The following is a 15,874-nucleotide window of genomic DNA, read 5'->3' on the forward strand; positions in this document are numbered from 1 at the left end:
GCGCGCACTGTCTGCAGCTCAGGGTAGTCCGCGGGCCCGCCCGTGGAACCCGCTCGCTACCGCTGGGCGCCCAGCAGCTCCACCCGCACGTCCGCGGGGAACCCGGTCGTGTCGCCCACCCGGCGCGCGAACTCCGCGACGCCCTCCAACTGCGCGCTGCCGAAACGGAAGTCGAGCGTCGTGAAGTACTTCTCCAGAACCCCCGCGTCGAAGGCCTCCCAGCGCGCGGCCTGCTCGGAGACCTTGCCGACCTCCTCCAGCGAGACGTCACGCGAGGCGAGGAACGCCTTGTGCACCTCGCGCACCACGGCCGGCTCCCGCGCCGCGTAGTCCTTGCGCGCCGCCCAGACCGCGAAGACGAACGGCAGCCCCGTCCAGTCCTTCCACATCTGGCCCAGGTCGTACACGTCGAGACCGAGCCGCGGGCCGTCGATCAGGTTGGCCCGCAGCGCCGCGTCCCCGATGAGCACGGCGGCGTCCGCCTCCTGCATCATCACTCCGAGGTCCGGCGGACACGTGTAGTAGTCGGGGCGCACGCCGTGGCGCTCGGCGAGCAGCAGCTGCGCCAGGCGCACGGAGGTGCGCGAGGTCGAGCCGAGCGCGACCCTCGCTCCGTCCAGCTGGTCCAGCGGCACCTGCGAGACGATCACGCAGGACATCACCGGGCCGTCGCAGCCGACCGCGAGATCAGGGAAAGCGACGAGGTCGTCGGCGTTCTTGAGGAACTCGACGAGCGTCACGGGCCCGATATCGAGATCGCCCCGCACCAACTGCTCGCTGAGCTTCTCAGGGGTGTCCTTCGTGAGCTCGAAGTCGAGCAGCGTGCCGGTCCGCGCGAGCCCCCAGTACAGAGGCATGCAGTTCAGGAACTGAATGTGACCGACGCGCGGCCGGGGGGTGCGGCGGTGACCGGGGAGCTGATCTGAGCCCTCCGCGGCGATGGCGTCAACGGGAGAATTGTCCACATCGGGGAGGCTAGCCCCCTTGCGGTACGGTGCAGAAAGCGGGGCCCCGATCCCGTTCTTGTCAAGAGCTTTCGACCTGGCCCGTCAACCCCTCTGGGGGGTCCGTCAAACATCCGGGTGACGTGATCTAGCCCCCTATTGCATTCGGCTGCCTGCGTGCTAAGCTCGCCGCAAGTTGCAGTTTGGTTTCCCTTGCAGTACAGAGCCTGCGGAGCATGTAACCCGCAGGCTCTCGTCGTTTTCAGACTTATGCAGTTGTTTCAACAATCGCAGGTTCTGGAGCAGGGCAACCCTTTGGCCCAAGGAGGGCTTATGGCTACCGGAACCGTGAAGTGGTTCAACGCCGAAAAGGGCTTTGGATTCATCGCCCAGGAAGGCGGAGGCCCCGACGTCTTCGTCCACTACTCCGCGATCAACGCAAACGGCTTCCGCTCCCTTGAGGAGAACCAGGCCGTGAGCTTCGACGTCACGCAGGGCCCGAAGGGTCCGCAGGCGGAGAACGTCACCCCCATGTAGTGGGGCGCCCCATTCGCGTGGGGCGTGTGACAGTTCCGGTGACTTGATCCGGACATGGATAGCAGTACCCAAGGAGCCCTGTCTCCCGCGAAAGCGGAAGACGGGGCTCCTGCCTTTTTCTGGCCCCTGGGCCTTGGGTCTTGGGCCTTGGCTGGGGAGCTCTTTTTTCTGCGGGTTCGCCGTGGCTGGTCGCGCCGTTCCCCGCGCCCCTTACGGGGCGCTCTACGTGTGCTGCATGATCAGTACGAATGTTGTGGCTGGGGCCAAGGCCTCGTAGGCGTGGGGGACGTCTCCTCGGTAGGACATGTAGTCGCCTGCCGACAGCTCCACCTGTTCGTCGCGGGGGCCGGCCAAGAGGCGACCCGTGCTGACCACCAGGTGTTCCACCGAGCCGGGGATGTGCGGGTCGGACTCCCGCGCGGAGCCCGGTTCCATGGCCCCGTGGTAGATGTCGCGCCGCACACCGGCCGGTCCCGCCGACAGCAACGTCCCCGCGTACGAGGCGCGTTCGGCGTGCATCGTCGGGCCCTGCCCTGCCCGGATCACCGTCACCTCCGGTGCGGGCGACTCCACCAGCACGCTGAAAGGCACGCCGAGCGCCACCGCCAGGGCCCACAGCGTCTCGATGCCGGGGTTGCCCGTGGCCGCCTCCAGCTGGGACAGCGTCGACTTCGCGACCCCCGCGCGCTTGGCCAGCTCGGAGAGGGAGAGCCCCGCCTTGGCCCGCTCCCGGCGCAACGCGGCCGCGACCCACTCGCGGGGCAGCCGGGACCGGGCCGTGCCGCCGCCCTTGCCGTCAGTCATGCCGTACCCACATGCCGAACCGCTCCCTCACCACTTTGGCCTCAGCCTCGTTCGCTACAGCGGACTGATCGTTCGCCTTGACGAACGTAGCCCGCTGCGCCCATCCTACGACGTATGCGTTCGCCACACCGAACAGACAGCCCACCCCACCGAACGAACGACGGTTTCGTACGCCTCTCTCACCTTCCCCGCGGCGTCCTGCGCGACATCGCCCTCGTCTGGCTGGCCGACGCCGTCGTCGGCGTCTCCTTCGGCGCGATCGCCGTCGCGGGCGGCCTGCCGGTCTGGGTGCCGGTCCTGATGTCGCTGCTCGTGTACGCGGGCTCCGCCCAGTTCAGCGCGGTCGGGATTCTCGCGGCGGGCGGCGGTCCGGTGGCCGCCGCAGCGACCGGTCTGCTGCTCAACTCCCGTACGGCCGCGTTCAGCCTGGCCGTCGCCGACAGCCTGGGCCGGTCCTGGGCCGCGCGGTTCCTCGGCGCGCACCTCATCACCGACGAGACGGCGGCCTTCGTACTCGCCCAGCCCGACCAGAAGCGGCGCAAGGCCGCGTTCTGGATATCCGGGCTCGGTCTGTTCGCCGTATGGAACGTCAGCGTCCTCGGGGGCGCGCTCGCCGGCTCCGCGATCGGCGACACCGCCCGCTTCGGGCTCGACGCCGCGTTCCCCGCCGTGCTGCTCGCCCTGGTGCTGCCCGCCCTGCGCGGCGACAGCATGACGCGGCGGGCGGCGGCCGCCGGTGCGGTGATCGCGGTGGCCGCCGCTCCATGGCTGCCCGCCGGGGTGCCGGTACTCCTCGCTCTCCTCGGCCTCCTCGCGGCGCGGCGCGGACCGGGACGTCCCGCGCGTCCTTCCCGCCCCTCCGAGAGGAGCGCCTCATGAACGCCTACCTCGCCTGCGTCCTCGTCCTCGCCGCTGGAACATACGCCTTCCGCCTCGCGGGCCCCCTGCTGCACGGCCGCGTCGAACTGCCCGCCCGGATCCAGGAATTGCTGGCCGTCGGCGCGGTGGTCCTGCTCGTCGCGCTGCTCGCCACCGGAGCACTCACCGAGGGCCACGGCTTCGCCGGGTGGGCGCGTCCCGTCGGCGTACTGGCGGGCGGCGTCCTCGCCTGGCGGAAGGCCCCCTTCGCCGTGGTCGTGATCGGCGCGGCGGCCACTACGGCGCTGCTGCGGCTAGCGGGCGTTTCGTAACCGCGGGCCCCGGCAAGGTCCCGACCGGCTGCTCGCCACCGAAGCACTCACCGACGGGCACGGGTTCGCCGGGTGGGCGCGGCCCAGCGGCGTACTGGCGCAAGGCCCCCTTCGCCGTGGTTGTGATCGGCGCGGCGGCCACTACGGCGCTGCTGTGGCTGGCGGGGGTTGCGTAGCCGTGGGACCCGGCGGGGTCCCGCCGGTCGGCTGCTCCTGCCGCGTCCCGTCCCTCCCGTACAGCTCCTCCACCAGCCCCGCGTACCGCTCCGTCACCGCGTGCCTTCGTACCTTCAGGCTCGGCGTGAGCAAACCCGCCTCCACCGTGAAGTCCTCGTCCAGCAAGGCGAAATCGCGGATGCGGGCCGGGCGGGAGACCGTCGCGTTCGCCGCGTCCACCACCTCCTGGATCAGGGCGCGGACGTGCGGGTCCCGGGAGGGAGGCTCGGTCAGCTCCATACCTTTCCGGGTCGCCCAGCCGCCGATCTCCTCCGCGTCCAGCGTGATCAGGGCCACCGGATACGGGCGCTTGTCGCCCACCATCACCGCGCGGGACACGAAACGCGACTGCTGTACCGCCAGTTCGCTGAGGGACGGGGTGAGGTTCTTGCCGCCCGAGGTGATGATCAAGTCCTTCTTGCGGCCGGTGATGCTGAGGTAGCCGTCGGCGTCCAGGGCACCCAGGTCGCCGGTGTGCAGCCAGCCCTCGTCGTCCACGGCATCGCGCGTGGCCGCGGGGTTCCCGTGGTAGCCGGGGAAGACCATCTCGCCCCGGGCAAGCACCTCTCCGTCGTCGGCGATACGGACCTCGCAGCCCTCGACGGGGCGGCCCACCGTGCCATACCGGACCGCACCGGGGTGGTTCAGGCTGATCACACCGGCCGACTCCGTCATGCCGTACCCCTCGTAGACCGCGATCCCGCAGGCCCGCAGGAAGTCGACGACGTGCGGCGCGATGGGCGCGCCGCCCGTCAGCGCCCACCTCACGCGCCCTCCGAGCGCCTGCCGGACCAGTCCGTAGAGGGTCTTGTCGGCCTCCTCGTACGCGTCCCGGAGATCGGGCGGCAGGACGCCGTCCGCCGCGAGGACCCCGATGCGTATCGCCTCCTCGAACCGCTCGCGGCCCCCTTCCTGGGATTCCGCGAGGGACAACACCACCGAGTACACCTTCTCGAACAGGCGTGGCACGGACGGCAGATGCGTCGGCTTCGCCTCCGCAAGCTCGGCGACGACGTTCTCGATCTTCCCGCCGAAGAAGCAGAGCTCGCCGCCCTCGATGAGGGTCGTGAACTCGATGAGCTGGGCAAGGAGATGGGCGAGGGGGAGGTAGAGATACGTCGAGTCGCCGGGGCCCGCCTCGATCAGGGGGAGGGTGGCGGACTGTACGGCGCCGAGGTTGCCGTGCGTGAGGAGGCAGCCCTTGGGGAGACCGGTGGTGCCGGAGGTGTAGATGATGGTGGCGAGGTCGGCGGGGACTCGGCCCCGGGCGCGTTCCAGCAGGGCGTCAGGCGCTTGCGGTTCGCGGCTCCTCTCGGTCCCCTCCTCCCCCTCTCCCTCCCCCTGCGTCATCAGCAGCACGTGCCGTACGCCCGGCAGCCCCGGCCGCAGGCGCTCGATCTTCTTGGCCTGCGCGGCGTTCTCACAGATCACCACCGAGGCGTCGGAGTCCTTGACGACCCACTCGACCTCCTCGTCACCCGCCGTCGGGTAGACGGGGACGACCACCGCGCCCGCCGCGAAGACGGCGAAGTGGGCGTACGTCCACTCGGGGCGGGTCTCGGCGAGGATCGCCACGCGGTCGTCCGGGCGCACTCCCGCGGCCAGGAGGCGTGCGCCGAAGTCCCTCACTCGAGTGCGGAGTTGTTCGTACGAGACCTCCTCCCACGTCCCGCCTGCGGACTTGAAGCGGAGGGCCGGCAGCTTGCCGTGGCGGTCGGCCGCCCACTCGGTGAGCACGGCCAGGGTCTCGGGACACTCCGTGGGCTGCATGCGTACGACGCTAGGGACAGGGCGGGCCGTCGCGGGATGGCGGGAAGCGTCAGCGGAGTTGGCCGCGGAGCTCAGTCCACCCCGCCCGAAGCCCCTCCGAAGACCCTCCGAAGATCCTGCGAGGGCCCTCCGCGGACCCTCTGAAGATCCTCAAAACCCTTGTCGCCCCAGGGGCCCCGGGATCAGTATCCCTAGCAAGCCTGACGCCAGACCGCCCCTGACCAGGGCGGTGTCGACCGGTGTCGGCCATCGCGCCGCGATGAACACCAAGGGGGGACATGACCCATGGAAACCACTTTCAAGGCCTCGTTCATGCTGGCCGTCGCCGTGCAGATCGTCCTGATCGCCGTCCTGGTCTTCCAGGTCTGGCGCAAGGAGCGGCACGGCAGCACGGCACCGCTGGTGCTCACCGGCGATGACGCACTGGCCGGTGCCGCGCTGTTCGGGGGCGCGATGACGCTCACCGCGCTGCTCTCCGACGGCTGGAGCGGGATGTCGACCACCGACACCCTGCTGTACGCGGTGACGTTCGGCATCGTCACCGCGGGATTCGCGACCTACCTGCGCCGGGCGGACAAGCGGCGGCCCGAGTACGGGCGCATCGCCTTCCTGCTGCCCGTCGGCTTCGGAGTGCTCGCGGGCCTGGCCGGAGTCTGACCAGAGTCTGACCGGCGCCTGACCGACGCTTGACCGGCGGACGCAAGCCTGTCCGGCGTCTGACCGTCGGAGTTCGAGAGAGCCCGGTACGGGGAAGGAACCCCCATGCCCAGCCGGACCATCACCGTCCCCCACGTCCGTGCCATGCTGCACGGCGCCGAGCGCCACGGAATCGACACCGTCCCGCTGCTCCGCACGGCCCAGATACCCCCGCTGCTCCTCGGCGACGACCGGGCCCGCATCACCGAGGTCCAGTTCGCCCGCCTCTTCCGGGAGCTGTACCGCGCCACCGGCGACGAGTTCCTCGGCCTCGGCTCGGCGGTCAGCAGGCCCGGCACCTTCGCGATGATGTGCCACGCCTCGCTCGGCTGCCGTGACCTGGGCGCCGCGATGGAGCGGGGCGTCACGTTCTACGGGCTGTTCTCCGGCGGCCCCGACCTCACGCTGGAGCACCGCGGCACGGGCAGCGCCGTCTTCGCCGTGCGCAACGACCTCGAACGGGACTACTTCCTCGCCGAGTGCCTCGTGATCATCTGGCACCGCCTGTGCAGCTGGCTGATCGGCCGCCGCATCCCGCTCCACTGGGCCGAGTTCGGGCATCCCCCTCCCCCGCACAAGGACGAGTACGGGCTCCTCTTCGGCTGTCCGGTCCGCTTCGGCGCGGCGCGCACAGGTGCCGGGTTCGACGAGCGCTGGCTGGCCGCGCCGCTGATCCGGGACGAGGCGGCGCTTGAGGGGATGCTGGGCCGCGCGCCGTTCGACCTCCTCTCGCGGCGCGAGTACGGGACGACGGTCGCCGAACAGGTACGCCGCGCCCTCGCCCGCGCCCTGCGCACGTCCCCCCGCCTCCCCTCCCTCGGCGAGATCGCCGCCCGCCTCGCGGTGAGCCCCGCGACGCTGCGCCGCCGCCTGGCCCAGGAGTCCACCTCGTACCAGCAGTTGAAGGACGCCGTCCGGCGTGACGCGGCGATCGCCGGGCTCGCCGAGGGCACGGAACCCATCGCCGAGCTGGCCGCGCGGCTCGGCTTCTCCGAGGACACGGCCTTCCACCGCGCGTTCCGCCGGTGGACGGGGACGACACCGGGGGCCTACCGCTATGAGAACCGGGGTCAACAAAGCTGAGCGCTCCCGCCAGCGCCGGACTTACCCACCAGTCACTACGGTCGTCGCCTGCACACCCCAGCCATTGAGGACTGTTGGGAGAGCCGCATGCACGTTCGTACCCGCGCTGGAACCAGCGCAAGAGCCCTGGCCGTGGTGGCCGCGCTCGGCCTCTCGGTCATCACCCCGGTGACGGCCCAGGCCGCACCGGCGGACACCGCCGCCCCCGGAGACGTCGTCAGCTCCGCCCCGAGCAGCTTCCACCCGCTGCCGGGCCAGCCGACCCACACCAAGGCGTGGAAGATCAACTACCGCTCCACGACGGCGAAGGGCGAGCCGAACACCGTCTCCGGCACGGTCATCGTGCCGCAGGACGGCAGGAAGGGCCCCCGCCCCCTCATCACGTACGCCGTCGGGACGATCGGCATGGGCGACCACTGCGCCCCGAGTGCGGGCTTCCCCCGCGGGACCACCCTCGAAGCCAACCTCATCCAGCAACTCACCCTGCGCGGCTGGGCGGTCGCCGTCACGGACTACGAGGGTCTCGGCACCCCCGGCGACCACACCTACACGGTCGGCAGGGCCGAGGGCCACGCCATGCTCGACGCCGCCCGAGCCGCGATCCGCCTCCCGGAGGCGGGGCTCGGCGCGGACACACCGGTCGGCGTCATGGGCTACTCGCAGGGCGGTCAGGCGGCGAGCTGGGCGGCCGAACTGCACGGGTCGTACGCCCCCGACCTGAAGGTCAAGGGCACGGCGGCCGGTGGCATCCCCGGCGATCTGATGCGGGTGGCGGACTTCAACGACGGTTCGTACGGCTCGGGCCTGATCTTCATGGCCGCGATCGGCCAGAACGCGGCCTTCCCCGAGCTGAACCTGGAGTCGTACCTGAACCCGGTGGGCAAGAAGCTGATCGGCGCGCTGCGCAACAGCTGTGTGGCGGACGGTGCGGTGCTCGGCGCCTTCAAGAAGATCGACGACATGACGGTGAAGAACCCACTCGACCAGCCCGACTGGCAGCAGCGCCTGCGCGAGTCGAAGGTCGGCACGCGGGCTCCGGACGCGCCGGTGTACCAGTACCACGTGATCACCGACGAGCTGATCCCGTACGGCGTCGGCAAGCAGGTGCGCAAGGACTGGTGCGCCAAGGGCGCGAACGTGGAGTGGCACACCATCCTGCTGGGTGAGCACGTATCCGGGGTGATCACCCAGTCGCCGCTGGCGGCCAACTGGCTGGCGGATCGGTTCGCGGGGAAGCCGGTGCGGGGGAACTGCTGACCGGCCCCCCAAGGGCTGACGGCGCGCGGTGGCTTCGGGAAGCCACCGCGTGCTGCTCAGCCGGTGGTCCGCTTCACCGGAATCCACAGCTCCGCGTCCGCGTGCGTCCCGTCGTCCGAGAGGCGGGTGCGCAGGATCTCCGGTCCCGGCCTGCTCTGGTACGGGTTGGACGGGAACCACTGGGTGAACACGTCCCGCCACATGTACTGGAGCGTCTGCGGGAACGGCCCCGCGCTCTCGAAGACGGCCCAGCTCCCGGCGGGGACGGCGAGGGCGTCCATGTCGTCGGGCACCTCGCTGTCCGCACTGCTCACCACGCCGTGCCAGTAGTCGAGCTCGGTCCCCTCGGCGCGGCTCTCGTCCAGCTTGTCGCTGACGGAGATGACACCCTCCGGCCCCTGACCCGACTTCGCCGACAGGCTCTCGATGCGTTGCAGCGTCTCCCGCCCGAGCCCCCGGATGAACTCGGCGATGGCCGGGTTCACACCCTCGTGCACGAGCGGGACGCGCGCCTTCCTGCCGACGACTCGGAACTCGTCCCTGTCCACAACCCGATACCGCATGCTGCCGGCCCCTTCGACGATGAGGCGGAAGGACATCCGTGGCTGGGACCGCAGCGTCGCGCCGCCCCGCCTGGCCTCACCGGGCCCGACCCCGTGCATCCCGCGGAACGCCCGCGCGAACGCCTCGCCCGAGGAGTAGCCGTAGCGCACGGCGACCTCCAGGAGCGTTCGCTCCCCGTCGAGCACCTCGGCCCCGGCGACGGTCAGCCGTCGGCGCCGGATGTACTCCGACAGCGGCATTCCCGCCAGTGCGGAGAACAGGCGCCGGAAGTGGTACTCCGACGTCACGGCCGTCCGCGCCAGGTCGGCCACGTCGATCTGCCCGTCGAGGTGGGCCTCGATGTGCTCCATGGCCTGGTTCAACCGCTCCAGCACGCCGGACTCCTTCCCTTTCACACCTCACGCTAGGAAGAACCCACCCTGCCGCACCCGACATCCTGTGCCCGTTCCGGTCGGCTCCGGTCGGCTCCGGTCGGCTCTGCGTCCGGGGCCTCACGTGCGAAGCTCGGCCCACACCGTCTTGCCGATGCGACGCTCCATGACGCCCCACGTTGCGGCGGTCGCCTCGACGAGCCGGAGCCCCCGGCCCGACTCCGCCTCCGGGTCGGGCGGGCGCAGCTCCGGGACGCGGTCGCCCCGCGCGTCCACCACCTCGATACGCAGCGTGCGCGCCGACTCCGCGTAGAAGAGCCGGAGTTCGAAGTCCCTTCCGGGTACGTGGCCGTGCGTGACGGCGTTGGCGGCCAGCTCGGCGGTGATGTGCGCTGCCGCGTCGGAGAGGTCACTGCCGTGCGGGATGCCCCAGGCTTCCAGCTGGTGAGCGGCGAGGCGACGGGCCAGGCGGGCGCCCCTCCGGGTGGAGCTCAGCCGCTGCGCGAACTGCATTTGAGGGGTGGTGATTTGAGAATTCATGTCACTGAGCGTGGTCGGTGGGCTCTACGCTGACCAGGTACGACGCCGCGACGGAGCGTAGCTGTATGAGTGCGTCCGGTTGGCGTCTGAGGTGTCGACCGTGACCACTGCAGGGCGGTACGGATATGGCGAGTGCGGATCGGGAAGAGCGGCCGGAAAAGCCTGCTGAGGCGGACGGCACAGCGCATCTCTTCAGCGCGCTGGGCAAGCAGATCAAGGTCCTGCGTGAGCACGCGGGCCTGAGCCAACGAGACCTGGGCAAGGCGGCGCATTGCGGGGAGGCGCTGATCTCGTCCATGGAGCGGGGGGTCCGGACTCCGCAGCCGGAGTTTCTGATCCGGGCAGATGAGCTGCTGGACGCGAGGGGCGTGTTGGCGGCGGCTGTGGATGACGTACGGGAGGCGCAGAAGAAGTCACGGACGCGACACCCCGACTGGTATCGGGGGTACGCGAAGTTGGAGGGGGAGGCGGTGGAGCTGCACTTCTACGCCAACCAGGGCGTGCCTGGCCTACTCCAGACCGAGGAGTACGCGCGGGCGGTCTTCTCGCATCGGCGACCGCTGCTGGACGAGGAGACCATTGAAAAGCGAGTCACCGACCGCTTGGCCCGCCAGCAGATCTTCGAGCGCTGGCCGTCCCCCGCCTTCAGCTACGTACTGGAAGAAGTGGTCCTGCACCGCCCCATTGGCGGGCCAGGCGTCTACGAGGGCCAGCTTCGGCAGCTGCTGCGTCTCGGCCGGAAGCGAACCGTGGCAATCCAGGTTCTGCCGACCAATCGCGAGGAACATCCCAACATGGACGGCGCGTTCAATCTACTGACGCCGAAGGGCCACCAGCAGGTGGCCTACACAGAGGTACAGGGGTACCCCAAGCTGATCACCGATCCGGAAGAGGTCCGGCTCATCGTCGACCGCTATGGGATCATGCGCGCACTGGCTCTCAACCCATGGGAGTCCCTGGCTCTGATCGAGAAGATTCTGGGGGAGCGATGAGCACCGAGGCACTCAACTGGTTCAAGTCCAGCTACAGCGGCGGCGAAGGCGGCGAATGCCTCGAAGTCGCCTTCACCTGGCGCAAGTCCAGCCACAGCAGCGGCGAAGGCGGTGCATGCGTGGAGGTGTCCCCCTGCCCCCACGCCATCCACGTTCGCGACTCCAAGAACCCCGAAGGCCCCAACTTCGCGGTAACGCCCACCGCGTGGACCACCTTCGTCGCTCAGGCAGCAACTCACCCCGCCGACTGAGGCTCCCCGTACCACCGCCACGACGTACGTCGTTCCTGGCCCGGCAGTTCCCCGCGCCCCGTCGCCCACAGCAGCGTCGGCCACGGCTCCTCGTCCGTCGGGGCGTCCGGGAACAGGCGGTGGAGTACGCGGGCGCACACGTCGGCGGGCGGGGCCCACTTCAAGCCCAGGCCGTCGGCCAGGTCGTACGTGTGGACCAGGGTCTCCACGACGCCCATCGCCGCGAAGCCCTCCGGATCCGAGATGCCGAAGCCGTGGTACGAGCGGGTGGTCGGCGGAGACGTGCGCACCATGGCGATCAGCAGGGCGCCGCTCGCCTCCAGGACCTGGAGCAGCCCGGCCGGGCCCGCGGCCCGGTCCGCGTGGATGGCGTTGGAGGGGCCGCCGGGCCTGCGGGGTTCCCAGACGAAGGGGACCTCACCGTCCAGGGGCGGCTGCTTCGGGCCGAGCTGCGCCGCGTACGCGAAGAGATCGTCGGCGAGGTGCTCCACCGTCTCCCAACAGTCCCACTCCAGGGTTCCCGCCTTGGCGTCCCAGGCGGTGGGGGGTGCCTCGCGGAGGGTGGCCAGGGCGAGCTGGACCACTTGGTCGAGGTCGTCGGGGGTTATGGGGCCTGGGGCGGGGGCGTCTTGTTCGGCTTGTCGGCGCATGGGGGAACGGTAGCCGGGGGCCGGCTCGTTCAGTCCTCCTCATCCACCCCGCACGAGCTGCCGGTCCTCGGCATCTCGTCGTACAGCAGGAATCCGTCCACCTTCTCGCGCACGCACTTCGAACCGGCGTAGCCCGTGTGTCCGTCGCCCTTGTTGTCCAGGACTATCGCCGAGGAGCCGAGGCGCTTCGCGGTCTCCTCGGTCCAGCGGTACGGCGTGGCCGGGTCGCCCCGGGTGCCGACGAGGAGGAAGTCGGGGCTCTTGACGTCGCGTACGTCGTCACGGATGTAGTCCGTGCCCGCCGGGCGGCCGAAGCAGAACAGCACCGGCATCAGCATCGACTGGCCGAAGATCGCGGAGGTCGACTCGAACTCCTTCTGGAGCTTGCCCACTTCCTTTTCGAGGCTGTCCGCGTCCGGGCGGTCCGGGTCGTCCGCGCAGTTCACGGCCATGAGCGCGGCGGCCATGTTGTCGGCGGGTATGTCGTGCGGGGCCTTGACCTGCTGCTCCAGGGAGCCGCTCATCCGCAGCAGCGCCCTGGGGTCGCCGTCCGCGAGGAGCGCGCCGAGTGCCTGCGAGAGCGCGGGCCACGACTGCCTGCTGTAGAGCGCCTGCCCGAGTACGTCCACGACGTCCTGGCCGGTGAACTCCGCGCCGTCCGACGACTGGAGCGGATACATGTCGAGCCCCTTGATCAGCTCGACCATGTTGCCGCGTGCCGCACGCGAGTCGGTGCCGAGGACACAACCCGCGTTGTCGGTGCACCACTTGACGAAGTTGTCGAGGGCCGTCTGGCGTCCCTCCGCACTCACCAGGGCCTGCTCCGCGACGTCCTCGGTCAGTGTGTCCACGCCGTCGAGGACCATCCGCCCGACGTTCTTCGGGAACTGGGCGGTGTAGACGGCGCCGAGCCGCGTCCCGTACGAGAAGCCCAGGTAGTTGAGCTTCTTGTCGCCGAGCACCTGCCGCATGACGTCCATGTCGCGCGAGACGTTGACGGTCCCCACGTACGGGAGGACGGGCCCGGAGTTCTTCTTGCACTCCTCGGCCATCTTGCGCATCTCGTCGAGTACGGCATCGGGGTCGTCGGCGTCCTGCTGCATCTCCGGCTGCCGCGCTTCGGCGTCACCGCAGCTGACGGGCGAGCTCTCGCCCACGCCGCGGGGGTCGAAGGAGACCACGTCGTATCCCTTGCCGAGATACTCGAACTCCTTCTGCGAACTGAGCAGCCCGGAGACCCCGGCGCCGCCGGGACCCCCGAAGTTCAGGAGGAGGGAGCCGCGGGGCTCGCCGCTGGACTTAATGCGGACCATGGCGACCTTGACCGTGCCGCGCCCCGGCTTCGCGTAGTCGAGGGGGACGGTGATCTTGCCGCACTGGACGTTCTTGTCCTTGGCCGCGGGAGTGGCGGCGGGGTCGGCCATGAGGCCCGCGCCGCCGTCCTCGCAGGGGCCCCACTTGATCTTCTGGGTGTAGAAGCGGGAGAGGTTGGGCGTGGACTGGGACGACGGCTCGGATGACCGCTCGGGCGTCGGACGCCCGGCGCTCGTGCCTGCGCCCGCGCCTGCGCCCGCGCCCGGCAGCCAGGCTCCTGTCCCCACGACGGCCAGCGCTGTCACGCCGGCGAGTGCAACAGCTCCACGCACGGCAACCTCCCTGGGTCTGCCCCTCGATCACCCTAAGCGCGGGGCAGCGGCCCCGCCCGTTCAGGTGACAGCGAGTGACATTCGCTACCGTGCGTTACTGTCCGGCTTCGCGTCCGCGTCAGCGCCCGCGTGCGTAAAGCTTCTCGATCTCCTCCGCGAAGTCCCGCTCAATGGCGTCGCGCTTCAGCTTCAGGGACGGGGTCAGATGGCCGCTCTCCTCGGTGAAGTCCACCGGGAGCACGGCGAACCGCCGGATGGATTCCGCGCGCGACACGAGCTTGTTGGCCTCGTCGACGGCGCGCTGCAGGGTCTCGCGCAGGTCGGGGTCGTCCGCGAGACCGGGGCCCGTGTGCGCCTTCTTCTTCATGCGGCACCAGTGCGCGATGCCGTCCGCCTCCAGCGTGATCAGGGCGGTGATGTAGGGCCGGGCGTCGCCGACCACCATGCACTGGCCGATCAGCGGGTGGGCGCGCAGCCAGTCCTCCAGCGGGGCGGGCGTCACGTTCTTGCCGCCGGTGGTGATGAGGATGTCCTTCTTGCGCCCGGTGATGGAGAGGTATCCGTCGGCGTCCAGGGCGCCGAGGTCGCCCGTGGCGAACCACTCGCCCCGCGTGGGCACCGCACGGCCCGCCTGCCCGTCCCAGTACCCGCCGAAGACCTGCCTCCCGGCGAGCAGCACCTCACCGTCGTCCGCGATCCGCACACGGGTGCCCGGCAGCGGCCAGCCCACCGTGCCGAGCTTCGGCTTCAGCGGGGGCGTCACGGTGGCCGCGGCGGTGGTCTCGGTCAGGCCGTAGCCCTCGAAGATCTCGATGCCCGCGCCCGCGTAGAACGCGGCGAGGCGGCGCCCCAGCGGGGAGCCGCCGCAGATCGCGTACCGCACCTTGCCGCCGAGCGCCGCGCGGATACGCCGGTAGACCAGCGGGTCGTACAGCGCGCGGGCCAGTCGCAGTTTGAACGACGGCCCGGGGCCCGTGCCGTGCTGCTGCGCCTCGATCGCCTCGCCGTAGCGGACGGCGATGCGGGCCGCGCGGTCGAAGGAGGAGGCGCGGCCCATCTTCTCGGCGGTGGCGCGCCCGGTGTTGAAGACCTTCTCCAGGACGTACGGGATGGCGAGCAGGAAGGTGGGCCGGAACCCGCTGAGGTCCGTGAGCAGGTCCTCGGTCTGGATGCTGGGCGCGTGCCCGAGCCGTACGCGGGCGCGCATGCAGCCGATGGCGACCATGCGTCCGAAGACGTGGGAGAGCGGCAGGAAGAGGAGTGTGGAGGCGGGCTCCTTGCTGACGGACTTGAAGACGGGGTGGAGCAGTTCGATGGCGTTGTCGACCTCGGCGAAGAAGTTGCCGTGGGTCAGGACGCAGCCCTTGGGACGGCCGGTGGTGCCGGAGGTGTAGATCAGGGTGGCGACGGAATCGGGCTTCAACGCGCCGCGCCTGGCGTCCACTTCCTCGTCGGAGATCTCAGCCTGCCGGCCCAGCTCGGCGAGGCGCCGTACGTCGCCTTTCTCGAAGGACCACAGGTGTTCCAGATCGGGCATCCGGTCCCGCTCGGGCCCGAGCGAGGCGGCGAGCGCCGAGGTCTCGACGGCGAGCGCGACGGCGCCGGAGTCCTGGAGTATCCACCGGGTCTGATAGGCGGAGGAGGTCGGATAGACGGGGACGGTGACGAGCCCTGCCGCCCAGCCCGCGAAGTCGAGCAGCGTCCACTCGTACGTCGTACGCGCCATGATGGCGAGCCGGTCCCCCGGGGCGAGCCCTTCCGCGATCAGCCCTTTCGCGACGGCGAGGACTTCCCCGGCGAAGTCCTCGGCGGACACGTCCCACCACCGCCCGTCGTCACCTTTCCGGGACAGCACGGCTTCGGCGGGCGCCTCCCGGGCGTTGTCGAAGGGAATGTCCGCGAGGGACCCGCTGCCGGCAACCGGGGCGAGCGGCGGCACGGAGACTTCGCGCACGGCACCGTCAAGATGCCGCAGGCGGGGTTCGACGAGGGCGGGCTGGGGGGCGACGGGGGGTTTGGGGGGCATGGGGGCTGCTCCTTGTCGGGGAGGGGGCTTGTTTCCGGGGGAGAGCGGGAGGGGCGGGGGTTTGGGTGGGGGCTTGCGTGGGGGTTTGTTTCGGAGGCTTGGGAGGGGCGGGGGTTGCTCCGCTGGCCCGGGAGGGGCGGGGGTTGCTCCGCTGGCCCGGGACGGCGGGGGTTGCTCCGCTGACCGGGAGGGGCGGGGGTTACTCCGCTGGCCCAGGAGGGGCGGGGGTTACTCCGCTGGCCCGGGAGGGGCGGGGCTTACTCCGCTGATCCGGGAGGGGCGGGGCTTACTCCGCTGACCCGGGAGGGGCGGGGCTTACTCCGCTGACCCGGGAGGG

General features: G+C 70.5%; 16 protein-coding genes. 8 read left to right on the forward strand and 8 right to left on the reverse strand.

What is annotated here, in order from left to right:
- Positions 1–56: 56 nt before the first annotated feature.
- A complete protein-coding gene (locus ACZ5U5_RS20620; protein WP_469023781.1) occupies positions 57–941 on the reverse strand; it encodes a menaquinone biosynthetic enzyme MqnA/MqnD family protein in 885 nt (294 codons plus the stop codon).
- Between the two features lie 336 nt (positions 942–1,277).
- On the opposite strand from ACZ5U5_RS20620, the gene ACZ5U5_RS20625 reads away from it, so the two are divergent.
- Positions 1,278–1,481, forward strand: a complete 204-nt coding sequence (locus ACZ5U5_RS20625) for a cold-shock protein (protein WP_006138897.1) — start codon at positions 1,278–1,280, stop codon at positions 1,479–1,481.
- Positions 1,482–1,703: 222 nt separating this feature from the next.
- On the opposite strand, the gene ACZ5U5_RS20630 is transcribed toward ACZ5U5_RS20625, so the two are convergent.
- Entirely contained in the window at positions 1,704–2,285 is a 582-nt protein-coding gene (locus ACZ5U5_RS20630) for a helix-turn-helix domain-containing protein (RefSeq protein ID WP_469023508.1), read from the reverse strand.
- 114 nt (positions 2,286–2,399) lie between these two features.
- On the opposite strand from ACZ5U5_RS20630, the gene ACZ5U5_RS20635 reads away from it, so the two are divergent.
- Both ACZ5U5_RS20635 and ACZ5U5_RS20640 read left to right on the forward strand, forming a co-directional pair.
- Entirely contained in the window at positions 2,400–3,164 is a 765-nt protein-coding gene (locus ACZ5U5_RS20635; protein ID WP_469023510.1) for an AzlC family ABC transporter permease, read from the forward strand.
- Positions 3,161–3,475 carry an AzlD domain-containing protein gene (locus ACZ5U5_RS20640; RefSeq protein WP_469023513.1) on the forward strand — a complete coding sequence of 105 codons (315 nt, stop codon included), beginning with the start codon at positions 3,161–3,163 and terminating at the stop codon, positions 3,473–3,475. The genes ACZ5U5_RS20635 and ACZ5U5_RS20640 overlap by 4 nt, the downstream gene beginning before the upstream one ends.
- 141 nt (positions 3,476–3,616) lie before the next feature.
- On the opposite strand, the gene ACZ5U5_RS20645 is transcribed toward ACZ5U5_RS20640, so the two are convergent.
- Complete coding sequence (locus ACZ5U5_RS20645; protein ID WP_469023515.1) at positions 3,617–5,461, reverse strand: AMP-dependent synthetase/ligase; 1,845 nt, start codon at positions 5,459–5,461, stop codon at positions 3,617–3,619.
- Positions 5,462–5,746: 285 nt separating this feature from the next.
- Here ACZ5U5_RS20645 and ACZ5U5_RS20650 point away from each other — a divergent pair, with 285 nt between their 5' ends.
- The 3 genes from ACZ5U5_RS20650 to ACZ5U5_RS20660 all read left to right on the forward strand — a co-directional run bounded on the left by ACZ5U5_RS20650 (position 5,747) and on the right by ACZ5U5_RS20660 (position 8,497).
- Entirely contained in the window at positions 5,747–6,118 is a 372-nt protein-coding gene (locus tag ACZ5U5_RS20650; RefSeq protein ID WP_469023518.1) for a hypothetical protein, read from the forward strand.
- A gap of 105 nt (positions 6,119–6,223) precedes the next feature.
- Positions 6,224–7,240: an AraC family transcriptional regulator gene (locus tag ACZ5U5_RS20655; protein WP_469023520.1), complete on the forward strand. Its 1,017-nt coding sequence runs from the start codon at positions 6,224–6,226 to the stop codon at positions 7,238–7,240.
- 87 nt (positions 7,241–7,327) lie between these two features.
- Positions 7,328–8,497, forward strand: coding sequence for a lipase family protein (locus ACZ5U5_RS20660; RefSeq protein WP_469023522.1), 1,170 nt, complete (start codon positions 7,328–7,330; stop codon positions 8,495–8,497).
- Between the two features lie 56 nt (positions 8,498–8,553).
- On the opposite strand, the gene ACZ5U5_RS20665 is transcribed toward ACZ5U5_RS20660, so the two are convergent.
- Both ACZ5U5_RS20665 and ACZ5U5_RS20670 read right to left on the reverse strand, forming a co-directional pair.
- On the reverse strand, positions 8,554–9,435 hold the full coding sequence (locus ACZ5U5_RS20665; RefSeq protein WP_469023526.1) for an AraC family transcriptional regulator: 882 nt from the start codon (positions 9,433–9,435) through the stop codon (positions 8,554–8,556).
- Between the two features lie 117 nt (positions 9,436–9,552).
- Positions 9,553–9,972, reverse strand: a complete 420-nt coding sequence (locus tag ACZ5U5_RS20670) for an ATP-binding protein (protein ID WP_469023528.1) — start codon at positions 9,970–9,972, stop codon at positions 9,553–9,555.
- Positions 9,973–10,097: 125 nt separating this feature from the next.
- Between ACZ5U5_RS20670 and ACZ5U5_RS20675 the strand changes: the two genes are divergently transcribed.
- Together ACZ5U5_RS20675 and ACZ5U5_RS20680 are read left to right on the forward strand one after the other, a co-directional pair.
- Positions 10,098–10,964 carry a helix-turn-helix domain-containing protein gene (locus ACZ5U5_RS20675; RefSeq protein WP_469023530.1) on the forward strand — a complete coding sequence of 289 codons (867 nt, stop codon included), beginning with the start codon at positions 10,098–10,100 and terminating at the stop codon, positions 10,962–10,964.
- Positions 10,961–11,215 carry a DUF397 domain-containing protein gene (locus ACZ5U5_RS20680; RefSeq protein WP_469023533.1) on the forward strand — a complete coding sequence of 85 codons (255 nt, stop codon included), beginning with the start codon at positions 10,961–10,963 and terminating at the stop codon, positions 11,213–11,215. The genes ACZ5U5_RS20675 and ACZ5U5_RS20680 overlap by 4 nt, the downstream gene beginning before the upstream one ends.
- Here ACZ5U5_RS20680 and ACZ5U5_RS20685 read toward each other — a convergent pair.
- The 3 genes from ACZ5U5_RS20685 to ACZ5U5_RS20695 all read right to left on the reverse strand — a co-directional run bounded on the left by ACZ5U5_RS20685 (position 11,200) and on the right by ACZ5U5_RS20695 (position 15,537).
- A complete protein-coding gene (locus ACZ5U5_RS20685) occupies positions 11,200–11,865 on the reverse strand; it encodes a maleylpyruvate isomerase N-terminal domain-containing protein (RefSeq protein ID WP_469023535.1) in 666 nt (221 codons plus the stop codon). The genes ACZ5U5_RS20680 and ACZ5U5_RS20685 overlap by 16 nt on opposite strands.
- Positions 11,866–11,894: 29 nt before the next feature.
- The gene (locus ACZ5U5_RS20690) at positions 11,895–13,511 is read right to left on the reverse strand and encodes an alpha/beta hydrolase (RefSeq protein WP_469023537.1); all 1,617 of its coding nucleotides are present in this window, start codon (positions 13,509–13,511) and stop codon (positions 11,895–11,897) included.
- A 118-nt stretch (positions 13,512–13,629) separates the two neighbouring features.
- The gene (locus ACZ5U5_RS20695; RefSeq protein WP_469023540.1) at positions 13,630–15,537 is read right to left on the reverse strand and encodes an AMP-dependent synthetase/ligase; all 1,908 of its coding nucleotides are present in this window, start codon (positions 15,535–15,537) and stop codon (positions 13,630–13,632) included.
- Positions 15,538–15,874: the final 337 nt, after the last annotated feature.

It is taken from the genome of Streptomyces sp. NPDC033177 (assembly GCF_055577715.1).

Coding starts and splice junctions, on each gene's coding strand:
- ACZ5U5_RS20625 (WP_006138897.1), top strand. CDS start 1,278: ATGGCTACCGGAACCGTGAAGTGGTTCAACGCCGAAAAGGGCTTTGGA.
- ACZ5U5_RS20630 (WP_469023508.1), bottom strand. CDS start 2,285: ATGACTGACGGCAAGGGCGGCGGCACGGCCCGGTCCCGGCTGCCCCGC.
- ACZ5U5_RS20635 (WP_469023510.1), top strand. CDS start 2,400: ATGCGTTCGCCACACCGAACAGACAGCCCACCCCACCGAACGAACGAC.
- ACZ5U5_RS20640 (WP_469023513.1), top strand. CDS start 3,161: ATGAACGCCTACCTCGCCTGCGTCCTCGTCCTCGCCGCTGGAACATAC.
- ACZ5U5_RS20645 (WP_469023515.1), bottom strand. CDS start 5,461: ATGCAGCCCACGGAGTGTCCCGAGACCCTGGCCGTGCTCACCGAGTGG.
- ACZ5U5_RS20650 (WP_469023518.1), top strand. CDS start 5,747: ATGGAAACCACTTTCAAGGCCTCGTTCATGCTGGCCGTCGCCGTGCAG.
- ACZ5U5_RS20655 (WP_469023520.1), top strand. CDS start 6,224: ATGCCCAGCCGGACCATCACCGTCCCCCACGTCCGTGCCATGCTGCAC.
- ACZ5U5_RS20660 (WP_469023522.1), top strand. CDS start 7,328: ATGCACGTTCGTACCCGCGCTGGAACCAGCGCAAGAGCCCTGGCCGTG.
- ACZ5U5_RS20670 (WP_469023528.1), bottom strand. CDS start 9,972: ATGAATTCTCAAATCACCACCCCTCAAATGCAGTTCGCGCAGCGGCTG.
- ACZ5U5_RS20675 (WP_469023530.1), top strand. CDS start 10,098: ATGGCGAGTGCGGATCGGGAAGAGCGGCCGGAAAAGCCTGCTGAGGCG.
- ACZ5U5_RS20680 (WP_469023533.1), top strand. CDS start 10,961: ATGAGCACCGAGGCACTCAACTGGTTCAAGTCCAGCTACAGCGGCGGC.
- ACZ5U5_RS20685 (WP_469023535.1), bottom strand. CDS start 11,865: ATGCGCCGACAAGCCGAACAAGACGCCCCCGCCCCAGGCCCCATAACC.
- ACZ5U5_RS20695 (WP_469023540.1), bottom strand. CDS start 15,537: ATGCCCCCCAAACCCCCCGTCGCCCCCCAGCCCGCCCTCGTCGAACCC.